Source organism: Arthrobacter sp. 05L428 (assembly GCF_056397665.1).
Map to the genome: position 1 here is coordinate 53,870 of NZ_JBFTNW010000005.1, position 23,710 is coordinate 77,579.

The 23,710-nt window shown below is 68.7% G+C and carries 16 protein-coding genes and 1 tRNA gene; 4 read left to right on the forward strand and 13 right to left on the reverse strand.

Annotated features, from left to right (window positions below):
* Positions 1–3: 3 nt before the first annotated feature.
* The 3 genes from AC1DH3_RS11135 (at position 4) to AC1DH3_RS11145 (ending at position 1,289) form a co-directional block, all read left to right on the forward strand.
* The gene (locus AC1DH3_RS11135) at positions 4–501 is read left to right on the forward strand and encodes a DUF2505 domain-containing protein (protein ID WP_476909336.1); all 498 of its coding nucleotides are present in this window, start codon (positions 4–6) and stop codon (positions 499–501) included.
* 3 nt (positions 502–504) lie between these two features.
* Positions 505–726, forward strand: coding sequence for an SCO4848 family membrane protein (locus tag AC1DH3_RS11140; protein ID WP_441418438.1), 222 nt, complete (start codon positions 505–507; stop codon positions 724–726).
* A gap of 146 nt (positions 727–872) precedes the next feature.
* Positions 873–1,289, forward strand: coding sequence for a VanZ family protein (locus AC1DH3_RS11145; protein ID WP_441418439.1), 417 nt, complete (start codon positions 873–875; stop codon positions 1,287–1,289).
* Positions 1,290–1,347: 58 nt separating this feature from the next.
* Here AC1DH3_RS11145 and sufU read toward each other — a convergent pair whose 3' ends face one another.
* The 11 genes from sufU to AC1DH3_RS11200 form a co-directional block, all read right to left on the reverse strand.
* On the reverse strand, positions 1,348–1,818 hold the full coding sequence (gene sufU, locus AC1DH3_RS11150) for a Fe-S cluster assembly sulfur transfer protein SufU (RefSeq protein WP_476909337.1): 471 nt from the start codon (positions 1,816–1,818) through the stop codon (positions 1,348–1,350).
* 12 nt (positions 1,819–1,830) lie between these two features.
* Positions 1,831–3,144, reverse strand: a complete 1,314-nt coding sequence (locus tag AC1DH3_RS11155) for a SufS family cysteine desulfurase (RefSeq protein ID WP_476909389.1) — start codon at positions 3,142–3,144, stop codon at positions 1,831–1,833.
* A gap of 792 nt (positions 3,145–3,936) precedes the next feature.
* Positions 3,937–6,579, reverse strand: coding sequence for a helix-turn-helix transcriptional regulator (locus AC1DH3_RS11160; protein ID WP_476909338.1), 2,643 nt, complete (start codon positions 6,577–6,579; stop codon positions 3,937–3,939).
* A 60-nt stretch (positions 6,580–6,639) separates the two neighbouring features.
* Complete coding sequence (locus AC1DH3_RS11165; protein WP_476909339.1) at positions 6,640–9,375, reverse strand: helix-turn-helix transcriptional regulator; 2,736 nt, start codon at positions 9,373–9,375, stop codon at positions 6,640–6,642.
* Positions 9,376–9,600: 225 nt separating this feature from the next.
* On the reverse strand, positions 9,601–12,306 hold the full coding sequence (locus tag AC1DH3_RS11170; protein WP_476909340.1) for a helix-turn-helix transcriptional regulator: 2,706 nt from the start codon (positions 12,304–12,306) through the stop codon (positions 9,601–9,603).
* Between the two features lie 19 nt (positions 12,307–12,325).
* A complete protein-coding gene (locus AC1DH3_RS11175; protein WP_476909341.1) occupies positions 12,326–14,995 on the reverse strand; it encodes a helix-turn-helix transcriptional regulator in 2,670 nt (889 codons plus the stop codon).
* Between the two features lie 263 nt (positions 14,996–15,258).
* Positions 15,259–15,846 carry an aminoacyl-tRNA hydrolase gene (gene pth, locus AC1DH3_RS11180; RefSeq protein WP_441418445.1) on the reverse strand — a complete coding sequence of 196 codons (588 nt, stop codon included), beginning with the start codon at positions 15,844–15,846 and terminating at the stop codon, positions 15,259–15,261.
* 100 nt (positions 15,847–15,946) lie between these two features.
* Positions 15,947–16,564, reverse strand: coding sequence for a 50S ribosomal protein L25/general stress protein Ctc (locus tag AC1DH3_RS11185; protein WP_476893227.1), 618 nt, complete (start codon positions 16,562–16,564; stop codon positions 15,947–15,949).
* A 293-nt stretch (positions 16,565–16,857) separates the two neighbouring features.
* Positions 16,858–17,838, reverse strand: a complete 981-nt coding sequence (locus AC1DH3_RS11190) for a ribose-phosphate diphosphokinase (protein ID WP_175322781.1) — start codon at positions 17,836–17,838, stop codon at positions 16,858–16,860.
* 5 nt (positions 17,839–17,843) lie between these two features.
* Positions 17,844–19,334, reverse strand: a complete 1,491-nt coding sequence (gene glmU / locus AC1DH3_RS11195) for a bifunctional UDP-N-acetylglucosamine diphosphorylase/glucosamine-1-phosphate N-acetyltransferase GlmU (RefSeq protein ID WP_476909342.1) — start codon at positions 19,332–19,334, stop codon at positions 17,844–17,846.
* A 214-nt stretch (positions 19,335–19,548) separates the two neighbouring features.
* Positions 19,549–19,620 (reverse strand) — tRNA-Gln (locus AC1DH3_RS11200).
* A 197-nt stretch (positions 19,621–19,817) separates the two neighbouring features.
* Here AC1DH3_RS11200 and AC1DH3_RS11205 point away from each other — a divergent pair.
* Positions 19,818–20,417, forward strand: coding sequence for a TetR/AcrR family transcriptional regulator (locus tag AC1DH3_RS11205; RefSeq protein WP_441418565.1), 600 nt, complete (start codon positions 19,818–19,820; stop codon positions 20,415–20,417).
* A gap of 393 nt (positions 20,418–20,810) precedes the next feature.
* Here the strand turns inward: AC1DH3_RS11205 and AC1DH3_RS11210 are convergent, their stop codons facing one another.
* Both AC1DH3_RS11210 and AC1DH3_RS11215 read right to left on the reverse strand, forming a co-directional pair.
* On the reverse strand, positions 20,811–22,640 hold the full coding sequence (locus tag AC1DH3_RS11210) for an ABC-F family ATP-binding cassette domain-containing protein (RefSeq protein ID WP_441418448.1): 1,830 nt from the start codon (positions 22,638–22,640) through the stop codon (positions 20,811–20,813).
* Between the two features lie 93 nt (positions 22,641–22,733).
* Positions 22,734–23,696, reverse strand: a complete 963-nt coding sequence (locus AC1DH3_RS11215) for a 4-(cytidine 5'-diphospho)-2-C-methyl-D-erythritol kinase (protein WP_441418449.1) — start codon at positions 23,694–23,696, stop codon at positions 22,734–22,736.
* Between the last annotated feature and the right edge of the window lie 14 nt (positions 23,697–23,710).

A 23,710-nucleotide genomic window follows, 5' to 3' on the forward strand; every position in this document is an offset into this window, starting at 1 on the left:
CCAATGGCCCTGAGTGCATCCACCACCCTTCCGCACAGCGTTGAGAGCGTCACGGCAGTTTTCGTCAACGAGGACTTCCTGCGCCACACCAGCGAACTCGTCGGCGGAACCCTTGAATCGTTTACCGTCGACGGCGACCCCGCCGGCGCCTTCAACACCACGACGGTCCGCACCATCCCCACGACCCGGATGCCGGACCTGGCCCGTAAGTTCGTCGGTGAGAGCCTGAAGGTGACGCAGCTGGAGAGCTGGGGCGCCCCGGAGGCCGACGGTTCGCGGCAGAGCAACATCTCGCTGAAGGTCGCCGGCGCCCCGCTGGACGTCAACGCCGTGCAGCGCCTCGTGGCCGACGGCGGCAGCACCCGGATCGAGCTGGAGGGAACGGTCACCTCGTCCGTGCCGCTGCTGGGCGGGAAGATCGCCGACGCGGCCGAGCCGATGGTCGGCAAGGCCCTCAACATCCAGTCCACGCAGGCCCAGGCCTGGCTCGAAAGCCACTAGGCGATGGAGCTGCCCGGTGCCCTGGCCGCCGTCCTGATCGTGGCCGGCGTCTGGTCCCTGGCCGTCTGGCCCCAGTTCCTGCGCCGGGTCATGAAGGACCCGCGGGCGCGCGACGCCGGCGGCAAGGCCACCCGCTTCCTCACCGTCCACGTCGTGCTGGTCAGCATTTCGATGCTGCTCGGCGCGGCGACGGCGGCGATCGGGATCACGGGCCTGCTGAACTGACCGGCTCTCCCCCGGCCAACTGGCTCGCAGTTGTTGACGTTATGACTCTTCAAAACGACAACAACTGCGAGCCAGTTGGGTTAACCCCGCGGCGGCGGCGGGGCTAGACTCAGGAAAATGCCTGTCCACTGCCGAAGGGGGATGCCTTGCGGCCCCAGCGCGTGGCCACGTGGGGACTCATCGCCTACGTCGCGGTGCTGGCTGCCGTCGCCCTGTGGCCGCAGCCGGTGGACCGCCCGGTCGCCGGGCTGCTGCGCGCGGCGTTGAGGTGGCTGCACGGCCGAGGCATTCCCGGCTGGGTCGACTACGGCTTTGTGGAGTCCGCCGCCAATGTGCTGCTCTTCGTTCCGCTGGGCGCCCTCGTGGCCTTAATCATCGGCCGTGGCTACTGGTGGGTCGGCGCGGCCGCCGGGCTCCTGATCTCGTGCGCCATCGAACTTGCACAGTTGCTCTTCCTGCCCGGACGCTATCCCACGATGGCCGATGTCCTGGCCAACACCCTGGGGGCCGTCCTCGGCGCCCTGCTCACATTGCTGGTCCGGCGGCGCCGCTGGGCCCCTTGAGGCCCCTGCGGTCCTGGCCCCTGCGGTCCTGGCCGCCTGGGTCCTAAGAGGTACGGACCTAGGAGGTACGGTTCTGGGCCGCGACCGCCTGGCCGAGGGCGTCCTCGGCAGCGACCCAGGAGAGCATCGCGCACTTGACCCGAGCGGCGTAGCGGGACACACCTTCAAAGGCCGCCGCGTCGCCCAGGATCTCCGGGTCGGCGGGCACCTTGCCGCGGGAGCGCAGCACCTCGCGGAAGCTGTCGATCACGCTGCGCAGCTCGTCCGTATCCAGACCCTCGGCGAGGTCGGTCAGCACTGAGGCCGACGCCATCGAGATCGAACAGCCCTCGCCGTCCCAGCGCAGCTCGCTGACCTTTCCGCCTGCCACCGACACCCGCAACGTGATTTCGTCGCCGCAGACCGGGTTGAGCTGGTGCGACTGGCCGCTGCTGGCCCCTTCGGGCACTCCGGCGCCGGCCAGGCCGCTGCCGTGGCGTGCTTTGGAGTGCTCCAGGATGATCTGTTGGTACAGCTGGTCAAGACTCATGCAGTGCCGTCCTCAGGCTTGAAAGTATCCGCGGACCCCGGCGACGGCGTCGAGGAACGCGTCGACGTCGTCCGTGGTGTTGTACAGGTAGGTGCTGGCCCTCGTGCTCGCGGTGAGTCCGAGCCGGCGGTGCAGCGGCTGGGCGCAGTGGTGGCCCACGCGGACGGCGATCCCGCGGCTGTCCAGGAACTGCCCGACGTCGTGCGCGTGCACTCCGGCGACGTCGAACGCGGCCAGGCCGATCCGTTCCTCCCCCGCCGCCGGGCCCAGCACGCGGATCCCGGGGATGGCCGCGAGGCCTGCCACGAGCCGCTGGCCCAGTTCCGTTTCCCAGGCGTGGATCCGGGCCAGGCCGGTTTCGCTGAGGTAGTTGGCGGCGGCGGCGAGCGCAACGGCCTGGGAGATCTTCTGGGTGCCGGCCTCGAAGCGCTGCGGGCTGGGCAGGAAACCGGCGCGCTCCATCGTGACAGTGGTGATCATGGAGCCGCCGGTCAGGAAGGGAGGCATGGCATTGAGCAGTTCCGAGCGCCCGTAGAGTCCGCCGATTCCGGTGGGGCCGAGCATCTTGTGCCCCGAGAAAACGGCGAAGTCCACGTCCAGGGCCTTGACGTCGAGGGGCAGGTGCGGGGCGGACTGGCAGGCGTCCAGCACGACGAGGGCACCGACGGCGCGGGCCAGCGGGACCAGCGTGGACACCGGGTTGATGGTCCCCAGGACGTTGGAGGCGTGGGTGAAGGCCAGCACGCGGGTGCGGCCGCCCATCAGGCGCGCGGCGGCGTCGAGGTCCAGGGCGCCGGCATCGTCGACGGGGATGAACTTCAGTACGGCGCCGGTCCGGTCCGCCAGCTGCTGCCAGGGAATCAGGTTGGCGTGGTGCTCCATCTCGGTGACCACGATCTCGTCGCCGGCGGCCAGCGCGAAGCGGGCGGCTTCCGCCGGGGCGCCGGGCAGGGAGGCGTTCAGGAAGGAGTAGCTGAGCAGGTTCAGGCCCTCGGTGGCGTTGGACGTCCAGATCAGTTCGTCCGGGTCCGCGCCGATGAAGCCCGCCACGGTCTCGCGGGCGTCCTCGAAGGCCTCGGTGGCCTCCACCGCGAGGTAGTGCGCGCCGCGGTGCACCGCGGAGTTCCGCTGTTCGTAGAACTCCTGCTCCGCTTCCAGCACGCTGAGCGGATTCTGTGACGTGGCACCGGAATCCAGGTAGACGAGCGGGTGCCCGTTGACGGACCGGTGCAGGATCGGGAAGTCGTTGCGGATCCGCAGGACCTCCTCGTTGCCCAGCGCCGTGGCTGAGCGGAGGAGATGGGCTGGTGTGGCAACCATGGGCAGTAACTCCTGGATCGGCTTTCGCTGGGGCGTAGCGGGGGCGCCCGGCCGGGCTGGTCCTATTACGTCACGCAGATTAGACCTAATTATCCCACGTTCCGGCGGCGCCCGGTTTCGGCCCGGCCGTTGAGTCGGGCCAGGCGGGCCACAGGGACATCCGTACCGCTGGCGGCCCGCCGGATTGTGCTCCGCGGTGAAGCCGGCACATGTCCCGAAACGGTTCCGGAACGTCAAATGCCCCGCCGGGTGCCGTGGCACCCTGGCGGGGCTTTGATCCGAACCGTTGCCTCGCCTACTAGGGCGGGCGCGGTGTCCGTTGCCGCGTCTACGGCAGTTCCCCCGACTTTCCGTGCTGCAGACCGTAAAAAGGGAGCCGGCGGCGGCTGGGGGGAGAGCCTCGGTCTCAGAAGGCTCTGACGCCGCCGGCTCCGTCTTTGGGGTACGGCTGCCGCCTGCGGCACCGTACCGTTCCAATGAAGGAGTTCGGGTGTGGGAGGTGTCTACGCAGCCAGCGTTTCCGGTGGCTGCTGCGGTTGCCCGCGTTCCAATACCGCCCTCTAAATACTAATTTTAGGACTTTTTGAGTCGTTCCCGGGACTGACTTAAGTCAATCGCGGGGGCCGGATCTGCACACGAGTAGGATTTACCCGACTTCTCCCTCTTTCCTGGCTGCGGAACTACTTGGCCATACTCGTCCGGCGTTGGTGTCACTCGCTCGATACGCAGGCCACCGGGGGACGCCTGTAACTGCGGGACTGGGCGCCCTCGATGCCTTGGTTACTGTCGGTCTGGAGGCTAGGGCAAATCAAGATCCTTTTGGATTTCCATGAGTTCGCCGCGGCGGCTGACGCCGAGCTTCCCGAAGATCCGGTACAGGTGCCCCTCGACGGTCCGCTGGGAAACGGTGAGTTTGGCGGCAATTTCCGCGTTCGTGTCCCCGGCCGTCACCAGCTTCAGGATCTCGGATTCGCGGGCGGTCAACTCGGCACGGTGTTCACCTTGGGCGTTGTTCAATGGACCGGACATGCCGGCCGCGACCATCCGGCGGTGCACCTTGCGCTGCACGGCTGTGAGCTTCCATTTTTCCGGGTCGTTCTCCAGCAGTCGTGCGGCCTGCTGCGCGGCTTCGAGCGCCAGCAGCAGGTGCCCCGCGTTCACGGCCCGGTCGCTGAGCGCCGTGAGCGCCGTCGAATCCGCGGCCGTGACGGCGAGCGCGTAGGCCCGCAGCAGGCGCGCCTCCGGCACGTCGACGGCGCCGCTGCTGGCCGCCAGCGCCGCGGCGGCTGCAGTGTCCCCGCCACGGAGGGCCAACCGGCGGATGTCGGTCTCGACGGCTCTGAGCCCCTGCTGCTGCGCCTCGTCCGCGAGCCGGCCCAGCTCGCGGCGCGCGTCGTTCGCGTCCCCGCCGGAGGCCTGTTCGGCGGCGGTACAGTAAGCCTCTGCGAGCAGCCGCAGTGTCCCCGGCGCCCGGTAGGCGGCGCTGCGGAAGGCTTGCGCCTGCTCTGCCGCCTCGCCTGGATGCCCGACGGCGGAGGCGGCGTAGGCTGTCACCGCACGGGCGAAGGCGGACAGTTCCCAGGGGTCGGCGATCAGGAGTTCTTCGACGCCGAGCAGCAGCTCCGCCAGGCTTTCCGGGACCCGCCCCTGCCGCAGCCGGGAGTAGCCGCGCATCACGTGCAGCAGTCCGCCGCTGTACACCAGCCGCGGGGCCAGGTTCGAGGAATACTCGTCCAGGACCGAAGCGAGTTCCTCCCACTCCCCGGCCCGGATCAGGCTCAGGCAGTACCGCGCCAGGACGTCCTCGTGGACGAGGGGAAGCACCAGGCCGTCCTCCTGCACGTCGCGCCAGGCCTCCCGGCCGAGACCCAGTCCCTCCAGCACCCGGCCTTGCGCGGTCCAGACCTCGGCCAGGCGCGACATCGCCGGGATACGGATTTCCGCGTTGGCGTCGGCGGCGGTGATCAGCTCCCGAAGCCTCTCCTGAAGCTCCGTGGTCCTCCCCTCCCAGTCCTCCAGCAAGAGTGCGGTGGCGAGGCCCACGCTTGCCTCCGCCCACGCCGGCTCATCCCGGATGCCGGGAATCGGTTCCCCGGCGCCAGCCTCACGCGGCACATCGACGCCTGCCACCAAGTTCCCGAGCCGGGCAGCCAGGAGTGCGGCGAGATAGGACGCGCGGCCGTACCGCCACGGCTGCGCGGCCTCGAGAAAGTCGGCCGCCTCCCCGTGGCGGCCGAGGATATAGCTGGAATAGGCCAGCTGGATCTTGGCCTCCGACATGAACCGGTCCTCCTGGATCGCCCCGGCGGCCCGGATCGCCGTCGCGGCGTCCAGGCCCGCGTTGGCGGCCGTGGCAGCCGCGAGCAGTTCCGGGGACGCTGGTTCCGCGCCGGAATCCAGCGACCAGCGCACCTGGTTCAGGAATGCGTCCGGGTGCACGGCGCCCACCCAGGGAAGGGCCAGGAGGCTGGACCTGAGGCTGACACTCCGGCCCGCAGGGACGCGGCGGCGGATGATTTCGCCGATGAGCGGGCTGGCCGGCCTGACGATGCGCTCCAGGTCCCGCGAGACTGTGATGATTCCGGCCATTTCAAGGGCGTCGACGGCACGGGGGCTGCTGAACCGGAGAATCTGGCCCAGCGACAGGGGCCCGGCCAGGGCGACGATGGCGGCGGCGGTTTTTTCCTCCGCTGACATGGAACGGAGCTGGTGGTCCACCAGATCCGCTGCCGGGACATCGCCGAGGTCCGGCGGGGCCAGGAGGAACCACGTTCCGCGGCGCTTTCCGATCGCGCCTGTGTCCCGTGCATGGTCTATCAGCGACATCAGCATGAACGGATTGCCCGCGGTCATTTTGGCGAACAGTTCGCTCACCCACGGAGACACGTCCGCCCGCAGCACCTGTTCGCAGAGTTGGTGCACCTCGCCCCAGCTCAGGGCGGCCAGGTCAAACTTCGAGATGAGGCCGTCGCCCCAGAGCGCCAGGAACTCCTCGGGGACCAGCGGACCAGGCCGGCAGGCGGCGAGCAGCCGCGCCGCGCCGGTGGCGACCGCCTGGGCGATCAGCTGGATAGTCCCCCGGTCCAGGTGTTGGGCGTCGTCGATCACGAACAGCGCGAGGGCCGGCTCGGATCTGAGGCTGGCAGTCACCGCCCCCAGCACGGCCGCATAGGAATCGAGATCGTGGTCCGGCAGGCCCGCCAGGTAGGGCGTCAGCGCTCCGAAGCGGACCGCTGCGAGCGCCGGCGTGGCGGCGAGGCGGATCACTGCTCCCTGCGGCCGAAGCTCCGCCAGCACGGCCTTGATGACGACGGTTTTCCCGGACCCCGCTCCCCCGACAATCAAGGCCCCGGCCCTGCCCTCCTCGCGCAGGCAGTGGATCACGTCCCGGACGACGCCGAATCGGCCGATCAGGGTGGCCGCATCGGTCAGGCCTTCCACAGCGGGCCCCTCGCACCGTCGTCGACCGAGCCCCGCGTGCCGGGTCTGCCCCTGCGCCGGTCAGCCGATGCGGGCGCTGGCCGCCGGTGCCGAGATGACATCCTTCAGCTCCGATCGGCTCGCGACATGGAGTTTTGAGTACACCTGGTAAAGGTGGCCTTCCACCGTGCGGACCGAAACGTGCATCTGTTCCGCGATCTTGCGGTTGGATGTTCCGGCCGCCGCCCGGACAGCCACTTCGCACTCGCGGGCCGTCAGCGTGGAGGTGGTCAGCGAATGCAGGCCGTTTCCGGGGCTTCCGAACCTGTCATCGAGGGACTGTTCCGTGCGCTGCGAGATGCGGAGCGCGATCCGGTTCCCGGCTTCATTGGCGCAGTAGACCGCCCGCCGGGCCACGTCGCGGGCAAAGAGCGCGTTCCCGGCGGCATCGGCATCCTTGGCCACGGCCAGCAGCTGCTCGCTGGCGCCGTCCTTCACTCCCTCTGCCAGGCGCAGGCACAGCTGGGCGAACTGCCCGGTGACCTGGGCGGCGAGGCCGGCAAGCTTCTGGCAAAGCTGGCGGTCCCCGAGCCGTGCCGCCGCGGACAGGAATAGCAGCCCGGTGGCCGGCGAGCCGGCGTCCGCCTCGCTCGCCGCCTCGGCGAGGAGGGTGCGGATGGCAGCTGCGCGTTGGCCGAGTTCAGCCAGCGCGCAAAGCTCAAAGTAGCGCGTCACCCGGCCAACCAGCCAGGAACCGTGGCGTTGCGGCTGCGCCACTTCGGCGAGCAGCAGGCTGGCTTTTTCCTCGTCGCCGGCGAGCCCTGCCGCATAAGCACATGCGGCCGTGGCCAGGCCGGACAACCCGTCGGGATCCTGGGTCCGGAGCTGCCACATCCCGGCCTCCAGCCAGGGAATGGCGCTCTCAAGGCGCCCGGCATGAAGATCGATGACACCCTGGCCGATTTCGAACATCCCCCCGAGGCGGGCGTGCGGCTCGGCCGTGCCGGTCGCGGTCGCAATAAAGGCAGACGCCTCCCGGAACTTCGCGGAAAGGAGCAGGAGCAGCAGGAAGCGTCCCCTGATGTCGCGCACGGTGGTGTCTGCCAGCGGGACGGTCGCGGCCGCCGCCATAATCTGCTTGCCCAGCGCCATGGCGCCGAGGACATTTCCGCTGACGGCCATGGTCTCGCAGAGCAGGCTCGCGGTGAGAATGCCGGTTTCGCTGCCCAGTTCGGGGTCAAGATCGGCACGGACTGCCAGAACGTCGTCATAGCGGCCCTCGAAGGCGGCACGTTTGACTTCGGCGAGGCGCAGCTGCCCGCGGGCCCATTCCAGTTCGGCCGGATCTTCCGCGGGCTGCCCGTAAAGGCGCTCGCGGACCATCCGCAACCTGGCCGGGGCTTCGGCTGCGGTGGCCGCGCTGCGGTGGTCCAGCTCGGCCCGAAGGAGCTGCAGGGCCACCCACTCGGTCAGCGGGTATTCGTCGGCGGCAGAATCATCGAGTCCGTGGAGGATCCGCCGCGCGGACTCGTTGTTGTTGAACGAGATATGGGCCTTCACCGTTTCGACAACCGCCCCGGCGAGCGCCCCGCAACCATCGATTTCGTGGATGAACCTCAGCGCCGAAGTGGGATCCGAGGCGTTGTTGGCCTGGCGTGCGGCCGCCACGGCGGTTTCCGCGCTGATCCGCTCCCCGCAGTCGAGCGCCCAGGCGAGGTCCGTGGCTCCGCCGGCTTTGGCCTGTTCGGTGTCCGACAGCACGGCCGTGAGCCGGCGCCGGAGTTCCGCGCTGCGGCCCGGAGGGACCACGCTGGCGACGATTGACGCGGTGACCGCGTTGGCGACACTGACCATCGGCGGGTGGTCGTGGCTGACCTGGATCAGGGCGCGCTCCTGCAGGTTGTCCATGTCCTGCGGATTGAAGATCCTCATGAGCGTCTGCAGCGGGACGGCGCCGGCGAGCGCCAACAGTTCGAAGACGTCGCGCTGGCCCGGGCTGAGCCGGTTCAGCCGGGCCTTGACGACGTCCCGCACCTCACCGGTCAGCGCGATTGGGCGTCCGTCCAGGATCCACGAGCCGTCCTGCCGGACGACGGTGCCGAGCTTGATCTGCTCCCGGGCCAGCGAATGCAGGAAGAGCGCGTTCCCTCCGCTGGCAGTCCAGAGCGCCCGGGCGGCGGAATGCGAGAAGTGTCCCCCGTACTCCTGGTTGAGCGTGGCCGAGGTCTCGGCGAAGTCGAAGGGTTCCAGGTCCACGCGGCGGAGCAGGTCGTCCTTCCAGAGCCCCATGATGTCCCCGCCAACATGGTGCAGGTCCACGCTGGCGGCGAGCAGCGTCACGTGCCCTCCGGCGCTGAGCTGGGCCACCATCATGCAGGACAGGTCATCCAGGTCGTGGGCGTTGTCCACGAACAGGACGACGCCGCGGCCCTGGGCTTTGGTCTGCAGCAGGTGGGTGAGTCCGCGCAGCACCATGAGGGGGTGTTCCAGGTGCGAGGCATCGAGGTCATTGAGGAGTACGCTCAGGGCGCCGTAGGGCAGCTTTGAGGCTATGGAACTCCCGCGGACCTGGACAACCAGGTAGTCATCGCCGAGCTGTTCGAGGGCGCGCTGGGCGATGAAGGACTTCCCGGCCCCGTGTTCGCCCACGAGCACAACGCCGCAGCCTGCTCCTGAGGTCAGGGTTTCGACGATCTCCGAAACGGTCTGTTGTCGGGTGAAGGGTTTATCCTGCCGTCCCTGGGTTGGCCGGTGTATTGCTAGGAGCGCGTCCGTTTTACCGCTGCCAGCAGGCACGCCGGCTTCTTGCTGAAACATGGGAGAGACCTTCGCAATCAATGTTTAACCAGTGATATCTCCACGGTATGGACTACCCCGGGCAAAGGCATCCGTAGGTAGTACTCGATTGCGGTGCGGGTATCGATCCCGGGTCTACGTGGCTGTACTCGGAAACCCCGAGGCGCCCCCGGGCCGCAAACCAAGTAGTCGCCGGCGGTCTACGAGTGCCGCCGGTGTGGTGCGCTCCGGCGAAGCAGGAAACACCTACTCCCCGGCCACCCTTCGAAGTTCGTCGCGTCCGCTGATGTTCAACTTGGCGTAGCTGCGGTACAGGTGGCCCTCAACGGTCCGGACCGAGACCTGCAGTTCCGCGGCGATCTGACGGTCGCTCAGGCCGCGGACGGCCAGCGCCACGATGTCGCGTTCCCGGCGGGTCAGCAGTCCGAGCGTGTCGTCCGGCCCGGCCGGTTCCTGCCCCGGCAGGCTCTCGGCACGATCGCGGCAGCGCTGCTGCTGCGACACTGCCATCCGCTCCCGCAGCGTGTCGCCGGCGGCGTGGTAGGCGCTCGCGGCGGCGCCGTACGCCAGGCCCGCGAAGCCCCAAAGTTCGGCTTCCTCGCAGCTCTTGGCGGCGTCAATCAGCTGCGCGGGCTGCTCCGTGCCGAGCGCCTCGGCGTAGCCGCAGACGGCCGCGGCCCGGCGGCCCTCCAGTACCGGCTTGAGCTCCCGCAGGCGCACGGCGGCATCCGTATCGCCGAGGGCCAGCCGGAAGGCCAGGGCGTCGAACTCCAGTCCCGCGGTGTCGCCGGCGCCGTCGGGCCTGCCCAGTTTTTCCAGCTCCTCCGCCGCGCGACGGTGGCCGCCCAGCCTGGCTTTGCCGTACACCACTGCCATCTCGGAGAGCGTCCGCAGGTACCTGGAGACAGCCGGCCGGGCGGATTCGTAGTCCGCCAGCAACCCTGCGGCTTTCTCCGTGGCGCCGATCTCGGCGGCGGCGGCGAAGGCCATGGCCGCCGTCAGGGAAAACAGTTGCTGGGGATCCGCGACCCGCAGGGCCTCAAGCGCCGCACGAAGCGTCCGTTTGGCCTCCGCCGCCTTGCCTTGGTAGAGCAGGATGATGCCGGTGGCCGCGTGCACCCCGCCGCCGAACGAGATCAGGCTTGGTCCAAAGGCCGCCACGAACCCTCCAAGCAGGCTTTCCGCCGCGGTCCAGTCCCCTGCGTGGATAGCCGCTGTGACGGCGCGGACCACCAGGAAGTCGGAGAGGAAATACAGTTCGCCGTGGTCGGCCCCGGCTGCTTCCAAGGCTGCCGTGGCCGCCGCGAAGGCGCTGTCAGGTTTGCCCTGAACCAGCAGCTGCTCCGACTGGAGCGCCAGGCTGAAGGCCCTGTCAAGATTGTTGGCGGCTGGCGGCCGGTCATCGTCGCCGCCGGAAACACTGCCGCCGGTTTCACGGTCCGGGGCTCCGGCGGCCGCCGCGCCCTCGCCGTAGCCCGCGAGTGCCAGGACCATGCTGCGGATGGTCCGCACCCGGTCGCGGGTGGCGGTAAGGATGCTGTCGGCGTCGCCGGGGTTCTCCGCGGCGAGTCGCTCGCCGGCGCGCAGCAGTGCGTCAGCGCGCTTAATGATGTCGGCCGGGGAATGGCCCAGCGCGGAGAGGACCGCCGCCCACAGCAGGGACCCGGTGAGCAGGCTCGTCACCGTGCGTCCCTTGGCGAAATCCGCCTCCAGGATGTCCCGGGCAGAGGCATGGTTGGAGGTGTTGTAGTGCGTGCGTGCTATCACCGACCGCGCCGCGATCTGCAGCTCCGGGTCCTTGACCTGGGACGCGGCCTTGCGGGCGAGGTCGTCCTCGAAGAGCCTGCTGGCGAGCACCGCGGCCCGGAGCAGCTGCCGGTCCTCGACCTCGACGCCGCATTCCATCGACCAGCTGACGTGCCGGAGGAGGCCCTCGGCCGACGCCGGTTCCCGGTCCATCAGCCGCAGCAGGCTCTGCCGGAGCTGGAGGCTGCGTGCCGGGGAGATCAGGTTCCGGAGAGTGTCGCCGTAGACCGAATGCCACAGCCGCAGTTCAGGCTGGGGGGCGTCCGAAACCCGGACCAGCTCCTCTTCGATCAGCCCCGCCACGGTGGCTTCGTCCACCAAGGCTTCAATCAGCGTCCGGGACACCGGCTCGGCCAGCGCCACAAGGTTCAGGGCCTTGCGTTCGTCGGCCGAGCGCCGGAGCAGTTGGCGCCGGACGACGTCGGTCAGCCGTTCCCCGTGGCTGTTCAGCGGGCGGGTGAGCAGCCACACCCCGTTGCGCTGGAGCAACGTACCGTCATTCTTCGCGTCGTCGACCAGGCAGCTGAGCAGCAGCGGGTTGCCGGCGGACGCCTCCCAGAGCACCTCGGCGACGCTGGGCAGGACCTGGGGACCCAGCTGGTGCACCAGGATTTCGGTCGTTTGCTCCCGGGTGAGCGGGCGCAGGTCGTGACGTTCGGCAATGCCCTCGAACCAAAGCTGGAGGAGCGGCTCCGGCAGTCCCGGGCGGGCCGCCGCGCTGACGAGCAGTTTTGCCCAGCCGGCGGCGGCGAGTTCCACGAGGACACCGGCCGTCGCCTCATCCAGGTCATGGGCGTCGTCGACAATCAGCAGGAGAGGTTTCTGGGTCGCCCGCCGCTGCCCCTCGAGGTAGCTCCAGAAGATCCGCAAAACGGCCAGCTGGGAGGTGGCGTCCTCGACGGGCAAGTCGACGATGAACGGCGCCAGGACGCCGTACGGCACGTGGCTCAGGGCCGGGCTGCCGTGCAGGCGCACCGGCGTCACCTCGCCGCTGAGTTTGGCCGCGACGGCCTCCATCACCGTTGACTTGCCGATCCCGTGGTCCCCGAGCAGCAGCACGGCGACCCGCGTGCCGCCCTGGAGTGCCTCCACCGCGGAGCTTACGTCCTCCGAGCGCCCCGTCAGGACGCGGTTCTCCTCCTCCACAGGCGCTTCCGCCCGGGCCCTAGATGAGTCCAAGCAGATCACTCCGCGAGGACACCCCGAGTTTCGTGAATACCTGGTACAAGTGCCCCTCCACCGTTCGAACCGAAATACCCACTTCCAGGGCAATGTCCTTGTTGGAAACTCCATTCCCGGCGAGGGCCGCAATTTGCCGCTCCCGCTCCGTCAGCAGGGGCCCCTTGGTCCGGGGAACGATTGGCAGCGCCGGCACCGATTCGGACAGGACCTCCAGCATGTTGTGCGCCGCAGTCGCGGTCCCCGCCAGCCCGGCCGCCTTGGCAAAGTCGAACGCGAGCGCCGCGCACCTGGCCTGGACGGCGTCGAGCTCCAGCGCGGCCGCCTGTCCGGCGGCCTCGAGCATCACGACGGCGTCCTTCTTCCGGCTTCCGACCGCCACCACCCGGGACAGCTCCGCGAGCGGGCCCTGCCGGAGCGCTGCGATGTCTTCCATGAACTGGAAGTCCTTGACGCTGCCGTTGACCGTGGCGCCCAGCATGCAGATCCCGGCCAGGGTGTAGCGGCCGTTGCGGAAGTGCCGCTCGGCGGCGTGAACCAGCCGGTCTTTCGCTTCGGGGTCGCCCAGCCACCGGGAGGCCATATCCATGCAGAACTCGGTCGAACTGCTGACCACGAAGCGTGCCGGCCCGTCGGCGGAGCGTGCGCGGTCCAGGTAGACGGTGGCCTGCACTGAATTGCCCATCTGCGCGTACGCAAAGGCCGTTGCGGCGTAGGCCTGCCGCAGCGCATGCAGGCTGGTCCTGACTTCAAGCTGGGCGATCGCGGCCAGCAGCGGGTCAAGGGCCAGGTAGCCCCGGCCCGCGTACACATAGGCGAGCCCGACGGCGAGGTCGGTGGCGGCGCTGCCGGAATGCAGGCCGTGCCCGGCACGCCCGCTGGCGTCCTTGAGCATGTCGATGCTTTGGCGCCACTGGCCCGAGAGCAGCAGGACGTTGAAGGCCCGCCAGGCGAAGTTCTCGCGGATACGCGGGACGTTGGACCAGTCGCCCAGCTTCCCGCCGATCTCGCGCATCAGCTGGCGGGCCTCGAGTTCCTTGCCCGTCACGCAGAGGGCTTCCATCAGGATGATCGAGGTCCGGAGCCGGTGCACCGGGTCCAGCGCGTCGGCGTCGGCGGCCGTGGCGGCGGCGCGGAGCCGGTCCATCATCGGCTCGTAGTCGCCGATGAAGGACAGGTAATTGAACTCGCACAGGTCCAGGCACAGGCCGGCGCGGGCCAGTGCTTCAGCGCCGGCCGGCGGGTCGCCCTGCCGGAATTCCTGCAGCCGCAGCCGGGCCTGCCGGATAAGCTCCGGCACCTTCCCGCTGCGGTCCTCCAGCCACGCCATGCAATCGGCCTTGGCCGCAACCAGCTCGGCGAAGGTCTCCGGCTCCAGCCCGTTGATCTGTGCCTCGGAAATGTCGTCGAGCGCGGACATCGCTTGCAGGGGAAGCCCCAGCTGCAGGTATGCGGCGGCCTTCTGCAGTTGCCCGGCGGGCCATTCGCCGTCGCCGGAGCTGATGCTGCCGGCGCACTTGAGCGCGAACTTCGGGTCGAAGAGGCGGACAGCGGCCTGGGCTGCCGCCAGGGCGTGGGCCGGCGCCAGCTCGGCGTGGCAGTCGTGCGTCCAGGCCGCGTAGGCCAGCAGGTCCTCGACGGTCAGTTCCGCCAGTTCATGTTCCTGGTGGCCGGGAACCTTGTCGCGCAGCTCCAGCCGGCGCTCGACACTCAGCCAGTTCCGGACGATGTCGCCCAGGTACCGGTCCCCGAGCGTTACGAGGTGCTGGTCGGTGCGGTCGACGACGATCTGCCCGGCATCCTCCATGTCAGCGATGAGTCCAGGGCCGTACATCCGGGCAAGCCGGGACAGGGACATGCAGCGTGCGCAGGAAAGCACCTCGATCACTTCCCGCGCCTCCGGCGATTCCCTGGCGTACCGGGCCCTGACGATGTCCTCCAGCGCCGTCTTCCCGTCCAGCACGACCTCGTCCACCAGCGTCCACACGGAGCCGGACAGCACCAGATTGCCGCGTTCGATCTGCTCCGACACGACGGCCTGCAGGAGCGTGGGGCTGCCGCCGACGAGTTCGTGCATCTGGCTTGCCAAGGCGGTTGAGACCCGGTGCCCGAGCGCAGCCTGGAGCACTTCCCGGGTTTCGATCTCGGTCATGGTGTCGAGCCGGACCTCGGCGAGCTGTCCGGAGGTGATGAGCCAGTAGAAGTCGGGCGGCAGGTCGGTGGCGCGCTGTGCGGTGGCGACGAGCCTGGCCGTTCCGGTTTGCAGCAGATTCAGCAGCACCCCGGTGCTTTGTTCGTCGAGGGAGCCCGCATTGTCCAGCAGGATCACGCACTTTCGGCCGGCGGCGTCGTTGCGGATCAGCGAGGTGATGCCGTGCAGGATCGCGGTGGGCGATCCGAGGGCGCTTTGCGGGAGCCGGGCCAGGGTGAATGCGAGGCATCCGTAGGGCGTGGCGGAGCCGGAGCCGGAACTTCGGAGCTGGAGTGTAAAGACGTCCGGACCGAATCCGGCGAGGGCACTGCGTCCGACGAGGGATTTGCCGACTCCCCGGTCCCCCGTGATGACCACACCCATGCTGTCGGGCGCGGTCAGGGCGGCCCGCACGCGGTCGGCATCGGCGCCGCGTGCCAGACCGGACCACGCGTGTCTATTCACCGGCCCCGCGGCCTCTTGAACTTCGGCCGGTGCCAATGCAGTGGAAACATTCCCCCAGCCCAGTGAATCCCTCGACATCTAGTTTCCTTCGTACCGCTGTGCGGACGGCAAACCTGAAACCGTCCGCCTAGAAGTAGCGTAACCCTATCCCCCGACAAGTAGACAGATCATAACGGCAAGCCGGGACGCTTGGAAAGGAATACCGGCCCTTGAGACGGGGCGGGTGTCACTGGGCTCCCGCCTACTCGGCAGGGCGAGGGCGGCTACTCGGCTTTCGCGGGGTGGAACTTTTGTTGGGCAGACTGGAGTCCGTCACGGACCAGTGCCTCCACCGCGTCGGCAGCCGCGTCGATCAGGAACGGGAGTTCCTTCTTCTCCGGCGCGGCGAAGTCCCGCAGCACGAAATCGGCGGTGTCCATCCGGCCGGGCGGCCGGCCCACGCCCACGCGGACCCGCAGGTAGTCCTTCGTGGCCAGCGCCTTGGAGATATCGCGCAGGCCGTTGTGGCCGCCCTCGCCGCCGCCGATCTTGAGCTTGACGGTGTTGAAAGGAATGTCAATCTCGTCGTGGACGGCAATGACGCGGGCGGGCTCGATGTCGTAGAACTTCGCCAGCGCGGAGACCGGCCCGCCGGAGACATTCATGTAGCTCAGGGGCTTGGCGAGCACCACGCGGGGACCGCCGATACCGAGCCGGCCCTCGAGGACCTGGGCGCGGGATTTGTGCGACTTGAAGCCGCCGCCGACCCGGTGCGCGAGTTCATCGAGCACCATCTGACCCACGTTATGCCGGTTGTGGGCATATTCGGCACCCGGGTTGCCGAGGCCTACGATCAGCCAGCTGTCAGTCATGGATCAATCCTTCTTGGGGCGTCGGGCCAGGTGCGGCGGGGGGCGGAGACGACGGCGGCCGGGCCCCGTCGGGACCCGGCCACCTGAGAATGCGCCGGAATTACTCGGCGGCAGCCTCGGAGGACTCTGCGGCTTCGGCGGCCGGAGCAGCCTCTTCCGTGGTCTCTTCTTCCTCGACGATTTCGACGGCTTCGGAGATGTTGACAACCAGGGCGTCGGCGTCTGCCAGCAGGAGGGTGCCCTTCGGCAGCACGAGGTCGGACGCGTGGATGTGCTCGCCGGCGCCGCGGCCTTCGATGCTGACCTCGACGGCGGTCGGCAGGTGGGTTGCCTCGGCCTCGAGCGAGACGGTAGTCATCTCGAGGTTGTGGACGTTGCCCGGGGCAACGTCGCCGGTGACGTGAACGGGGACGTCAACGGTGACCTTCTCGCCCTTGCGGACGGTCAGCAGGTCGAGGTGCTCGATGATCTGCTTGATCGGGTTGCGCTGGATGTCCTTGACCAGGGCGAGGTGCTCTTCGCCGTTGATGTCCAGGGACAGCAGGGCGTTGGCGGTGCGGACGGCCAGGGTGGTGGCCTTGGCCGGCAGGGTGATGTGGATCGGCTCTGCGCCGTGGCCGTAGATGACGGCCGGGATCAGGTTGGCCATGCGGGCGCGGCGGGCGAAGCCCTTGCCGAATTCGGTGCGGACTTCTGCTGCGAGCTTCTGCTCAGACATGGATATCTCCTCTGGGACGAACGGTGTTCAGCAAGGGCGGAGGTCTGTCAGCGACCTTCAACGCCGGGCGGCCGGGCCGCCCTTCAGAAGGGAGATTCAGACCCAGTCGATTACGGAGACCAGCAGTACAGCCAACCGCGCACATTTTCCGTGCAAGCGGTTTACCGGTGCTCTCCCTCGCCAAGGTATCGGAACGAGTTTAGCAGTGCCGGGCCCCGTTTAGCGAAAACGGGGCCCGGCACCGGGTACCGGGTGCTCGGACGGGCACGCGGCTGGGTGTTGCTGCTTAGCCGCTAGGCGTTGCCGTCGAAGAGGCTCGTGACGGAGCCGTCGTCGAACACTTCGCGGATCGCGCGGGCGATCAGCGGAGCAATGGACAGCACGGTGAGCTGCGGGAAGTGCTTGCTCGGGGAGATCGGCAGGGTGTTGGTGACCACGACTTCACGGGCGCCGGATTCGGCGAGGCGCTGCGACGCCGGGTCGGAGAACACGGCGTGGGTCGCGGCGATGATGACATCCTTGGCACCGGCGTTCTTGAGCACCTGGACGGCGCCGGAGATGGTTCCGCCGGTGTCGATCATGTCGTCGATCAGCACGCAGGTGCGGCCCTCGATCTGGCCCACGACGGTCTTGGAGACCGCCTGGTTGGGCACGGTCAGGTCACGGCTCTTGTGCACGAAGGCCAGCGGCGCGCCGCCGAGGCGTTCGGCCCACTGCTCGGCTACGCGGACGCGCCCGGTGTCCGGGGACACGACGGTGATCTTGTCCGAGCCGACGCGGGTGCGGATGTAGTCCGCGAGGAGCGGGATAGCCATCAGGTGGTCCACGGGGCCGTCGAAGAAGCCCTGGATCTGCGAGGTGTGCAGGTCCACGCTCATGATGCGGTCGGCGCCGGCGGTCTTGTACAGGTCCGCGACCAAGCGGGCGGAGATCGGCTCGCGGCCGCGGCCCTTCTTGTCCTGGCGGGCGTACGGGTAGAACGGCGAGACCACGGTGATGCGCTTGGCGGAGGCCCGCTTGAGCGAATCGATCATGATCAGCTGTTCCATGAGCCAGTTGTTCAGCGGTGCCGGGTGCGCCTGGATGACAAAGGCGTCGGTGCCGCGGACGCTTTCGCCGGCCCGGACGTAGATCTCGCCGTTGGCGAAGTCGTAGGCGTCCAGGGGCAGCAGTTCGGTGCCCAGCTCCTTGGCGATCTCGCGCGCCAGCTCCGGGTGTGCCCGCCCGGCGGCGAGCACCAGCTTCTTCTCCCCGTGTGCCGTAATTTCGCTCATGTTTGCTAGCCCTCTTCTGTCGATGCCGGAGTACTGGAAGATGATGAGGTGGCGCCGGCGGCTTCGGCCAGCGCGGCGGAGATGGAGCCCGGGCGGTGCGAGAGGACCCAGCCTTCGGAGTTCCGCTGCTTGGCGATGGTCAAGGCCAGTGCGCCTGCGGGGACGTCGCTGCGGATCACGGCGCCCGCGCCACTGTACGCGCCGTCGCCCACCTGGACCGGAGCCACGAACACCGTGTTGGATCCGGTGCGGACACCGGAGCCGATGACCGTGCGGTGCTTCTTCTCGCCGTCGTAGTTGGCCGTGATGTTGCCGCAGCCGATGTTGGTGTCCTCGCCGATCTCCGCGTCGCCGGCGTAGCCGAGGTGGGAGAGTTTCGAGCCGCGGCCGATGGTGACGTTCTTGGTCTCGTAGAACGCGCCGATCTTGCCGGTTTCGCCCAGGACGGTGCCGGGGCGCAGGTAGGTGAAGGGGCCTACGCTGGCGTTGGCGCCGATGGTGGAGCCGGACCCGTGGGTGCGGACCACCTTGGCGCCTTCACCGATCCGCACGTCGGTCAGCGTGGTGTCCGGGCCGACGACGGCGTCGCGCGCCACGGTGGTGGAGCCGTGCAGCTGGGTGTTGGGCAGCAGGCGGACATCCTCGTCGAGGGTCACGGTGGCGTCGATCCAAGTGGTGGCCGGGTCGACGACGGTGACACCGGCGCGCATCCAGGCCTCGACGATGCGCCGGTTGTGTTCGGCGCCGAGGGCGGAGAGCTGAACGCGGTCGTTCGCGCCTTCGACCTGCCAGCGGTCCTCGGTCACGACGGCGGCGACCCGTCCCCCGGCAGCGCGGGCCAGGGAGAGGACATCGGTGAGGTACTTCTCGCCCTGGACGTTGTCCGTGGTGACGTGGACCAGGGCGTCCCGCAGCACGCCGGCGTCGAAAGCGTAGATGCCGGAGTTGACCTCGCGGATTTCGCGTTCGACGTCGCTGGCGTCCTTGTGTTCGCGGATGCCGTTCACGGTGCCGTCCACGCCGCGGAGGATGCGGCCGTAGCCGCTGGCATCGTCCAGGACGGCGGTGAGGACGGTGACGGCGTTGCCGTCCGCCTCGTGCACGGCAACCAGTTCGGAAAGCAGTTCGCCGGTGAGAAGGGGGACGTCGCCGTAGGTGACGACGACGGTTCCGCTCAGCCGGGCTTCGGGGTGGAGCGCGTCGAGGGCCTCGAGGGCGGCTTCGACGGCACGGCCGGTGCCGGGGACGTCGTCCTGGTCGACGATCAAGGCCTGCGGGTCGATTTCGGCGATGTGCGCGGCGACCTGGTCGCGTTCGTGGCGGACCACGAGGGCCAGCTCGCGGGGCCGGATGGCGCGGGCGGCGTTGAGGGCGTGGCCGACGAGGGAGCGACCGCCAATCTCGTGGAGGATCTTGGGGGTACGGGATTTCATCCGGGTACCGGCGCCTGCAGCTAGGACGATGACGGCGGCGGGGCCGGTGTTCTCGGGGCTCACGTACGGGCTCTCCTTGCTCAGTGGCCTGACTCAGTGCCGCTGCTCGGTCGATCTCGGTTGACCCGGGGCGACAGCCAGGTGGTCCACCTTGTTGCCGGCTCCGCGCGGCCGTGCCGGACCGCATTCCGGTCGCGGCATGCTCTTCATCCTACTGGACTTCCGCCGGCCCCCGCCCGCCCGGACCGGTTCCTCCGGCTGCGGGCGCCCACGACAGTTCCGCCCATAGGACTCGAACCTATACTCCACGGCTCCAAAGGCCGGGGTGCTGCCATTACACCAGAGCGGACCATGCCACGGCAGCGAGCCGGTGGCACAAGAGACAATTCTGCCACGAAGGATGTTGCTCGTGCGACTCAACGCCCGGGGACGGGCACCGCTGTAAGGCATGATGGTGCTGTGAGCAACAGCGCAGGCGTGTCCGGAGGGGCGGACCACCGCACCGGCAGGCCGGTGCGGGCCTCCGGCTACATCCCCAGGTCGCGAATGACCGGGCCCCAGCGGCGCACCCAGCTGATCGGCATCGGCCGGGGACTCTTCGCCCTCCGCGGCCTCGACGGCACCACCCTCGAAGAGATTGCCGCCGCAGCCGGCGTTTCGAAGCCGGTGATTTACGAACACTTCGGCTCCAAGGAAGGCCTCTACACCCAGGTGGTGGAGCACGAATTCCGGATCCTGCTCGGCTCCATCAATGACGCGCTCTCCGAGGAGGCCAAGCCCCGCGTCCTGGTGGAGCGGGCCGCCCTGGCGCTGCTGGGCTACATCGAGGACCGGACCGACGGCTTCCGCATCCTGATGCGCGACGCCCCGCCGTCCCAGCCCGAAGGCGCGTTCTCCACCCTGCTCTCGCAGGTGGCGGCACGGGTCGAGTACATCCTGGCCGACGAGTTCGCCCACCGCGGCTTCAGCGCAGCCGACGGAGCCATGTACGCCCAGATGCTGGTCGGCATGGTCGCGATGACCGGGCAGTGGTGGCAGGACAGCCGGACCCCGGACAAACGCGAAGTCGCCGCGCACCTGGTCAACCTCGCCTGGAACGGCCTCACCGGCCTGCAAAAGGACCCGGGACTCCGCAGCGAGGACTGAGCAACCCCGCCCAATGGTTGGTTGCCCAGCGGTCACTTACGCGGCGCAGCGGCCCTGAGCCCGGAACGGGAGCCATAAGCAATCCTCCGCGTGCCGACCCGAGGGACATGCCCGTCCCTGCTCGCGGGCCGAGGGACATGCCCAGCGGCCCCGCTTCACGCCCACCCGAGGGACATGCCCGTCCCTGCTCGCGGGCAATGGACATATCACCAATATGCCCATTCCCGGGCCCGAACGACGGACATGTCCGTGAGTCCTGCAGGGTTGGAGCGGGCATGCCCATTCCCGGGCCCGAACGACGGACATGTCCGTGAGTCCTGCAGGGCTGCAGCGGGCATGCCCATTCCTGACCCTGCACACGGAACATGTCCGGAGAAGACTCCGCCTTGGGCTTTACTCGCCGAGGACCTCGAGGGCTTCGAGCCATTCGAGTTCGAGGGCCTCGCGTTCGGCGGAGAGCTGCTGCAGCTTCGCGTTCAGGCCGGCGAGCTCGTCGAACTTGGAGGCGTCGCCGGCGCCGGCGGTCATCTGGGCGTGGATCTTGTCTTCCTGCTGCTTGAGTTTGCCCAGCTGCCGGTCGATCCGGTTCTTGGCCTTGCGGGCGTCGCGCTTCTCGGCTTCGGACGGTCCGGTGGCAGCCGGGGCCGCAGCGGCGCTGGAGGAGGTGACCGGGTTGCCGCCGCCGGTGATGGTGGAGCCTGCCAGCGCAGCCTCGCGCAGTTCCAGGTACTGGTCCACGCCGCGCGGCAGGGCGCGGATCTTTCCGTCACCGAGCAGGGCCATCTGGTGGTCCGTGACGCGTTCCAGCAGATAGCGGTCGTGGCTGACCACCACGAGCGTGCCCGGCCAGCCGTCCAGCACGTCCTCGACGGCGGCGAGGGTGTCCGTGTCGAGGTCGTTGGTGGGCTCATCAAGCATCAGGACGTTCGGCTCCCCCACCAGCAGGCGCAGGAGCTGGAGGCGGCGGCGTTCGCCACCGGAGAGGTCCTTGACCGGGGTCCACTGCTTCTCGTTCGTGAAGCCGAGCTGCTCCACGAGCTGCCCGGCGGTGAACTCCTTGCCGCCGACGTTGAACGATCGCTTCTCGCGCTCGATCACTTCGATGACGCGCAGGTCCTTGACGTCGTCGAGCTCCTTGACCTCCTGGGTCAGGACCGCGGTGACCACGGTCTTGCCGCGCTTGACCTTCCCCGAGGTGGGCTGGATTTCGCCGTTGAGGAGCTTCAGCAGGGTGGTTTTGCCGGCACCGTTGACGCCCACGAGTCCCAGCCGCTCGCCCGGCGCGAGCCGCAGCGTGATGTTGTCGAAGAGCTTCTGCCCGGGCTCGCCGCCGAGGAAGTCGAGGGAGACGTTCTCGAGGTCCAGGACGTCCTTGCCGAGCCGGGCGGTGGCCATCTTGCTCAGGGCCGTCGAGTCGCGCGGCTCGGGGACATCCGCGATCAGGGCGTTGGCTGCCTCGATCCGGAACTTGGGCTTCGCGGTGCGGGCGGGGGCGCCGCGCCGGAGCCAGGCTAGTTCCTTCTTGACGAGCTGCTGGCGTTTGCCCTCCGTCACGGAGGCAGCCCGGTCACGCTCGGCGCGGGCCAGCACGTAGGCGGCGTAACCGCCGTCGAACGGGTCCATGATGCCGTCGTGGATTTCCCAGGTCTTGTTGCAGACTTCGTCGAGGAACCAGCGGTCGTGGGTGACCACGAGGAACGCGCCCTGGTTGGGCCGCCAGCGGGTCTTCAGGTGCCGGGACAGCCACGCGACGCCCTCGACGTCGAGGTGGTTGGTGGGCTCGTCGAGCATGATGACGTCGTGGTCCTCGATCAGCAGCTTGGCCAGCGCCACACGGCGCTTCTGCCCGCCGGAGAGCGCGTGCACGTTGGCGTGCCAGTCGACGTCGGACACGAGTCCGCCCATGATTTCGCGGATCTGCGGGTTGCGGGCCCATTCGTAGTCGGCCTGGTCCCCGACGATCGCGGCGCCGACGGTGAGGTCGCCGTCGAGCACGTCGCTCTGGTCCAGGTAGCCGATGTTGACCTCGCTGCGCTTGGTCACCCGGCCGGAGTCGGGGGTGGCACGCATGGCCAGCAGCCGCATCAGCGTGGACTTGCCGTCGCCGTTGCGGCCCACCATGCCGATCCGGTCGCCCTCTTCAAGGCCGAGGGTGATGCCATCGAGGACGGTACGGGTTGCGTACGAGACCGTGAGGTTCTCGCCGCCGAGCAGGTGTGCCACTGGGAACTGCTTTCCTAGATGAAATGGTCGAGCTAAAGACGCTGCTTAGCTGACGCAGCTCTGACGTATATGACGTATATACAGTCAAAGCTACTAAAGGAGCGTATCGGAAATGATCCGGGCGCCGTGCACCGGGCCGTGGACCGCCAGGGCGTCGAGGCCGTGGTGGCGCAGGTCTTCGGCGAGTCCCTCGGCCGCGGCCGGGCTGTGCGCCAGCAGCGCCACGGTGGGGCCGGAGCCGGAGACGATTCCCGCGATCGCGCCGCAGGATTCGCCCAGCCCCAGGACGTCGCGGAGCCCGGGTGCCAGCTCGATCGAGGCGCGCTGCAGATCGTTGACCAAGACCCGGCTGAGCGCATCGGCGTCGCCGCTGCGGAGCGCGGCGAGGACGCGGGGATCGACGGCGGTGGGCTCCTCGACTTCCACCCCTTCGTCCGCGCGCAGCCGGTCCAGGGTTTTATAGACCGCGGGGGTAGGCAGACCGAAATCCGCGGTGACGAGCACCCAGTCCGTCTGAGCCTTCACCAGCGCCGGGGAGAGCTCGTCGCCCAGGCCCAGTCCGACGGCAGTCCCTCCCAGCAGGGAGAACGGCACGTCGGCCCCCAGCTCGGCAGCGAGGTGGGCCAGTTCGTCCCGGGAGAGCCCGCTGTTCCACAGCGCGTCGCAGGCCAGCAGGGTGGCCGCGGCGTCGGCCGAGCCGCCGCCCATGCCTCCGGCGACCGGAACCCGCTTGATGATTTCGAGGTGCACGCCGGTGGAGTGCTCCGAGACATCGGCCATGATGGCCGCGGCCTTGTACGCAAGGTTGCGTTCGTCGAGCGGGATGTCGACGCCGTCCAGGTCAAGGGTGCTGGCCGGGCTGATGCTGACCGTTATCTCGCCGGTGTCCGTGCTGGTGGCGGCGACCTCTTCATACAGGGATACGGCAAGGTAGACGCTTGCCACCGAGTGGTAGCCGTCCGGGCGTAGCGGTCCGACATCCAGTGAGACGTTCACCTTGCCGGGTGCCTTGACCCGGACAGTCCTGGCGGCAAAGCGCCCTCTCACTGCGTTCATGGCTCCACGCTATG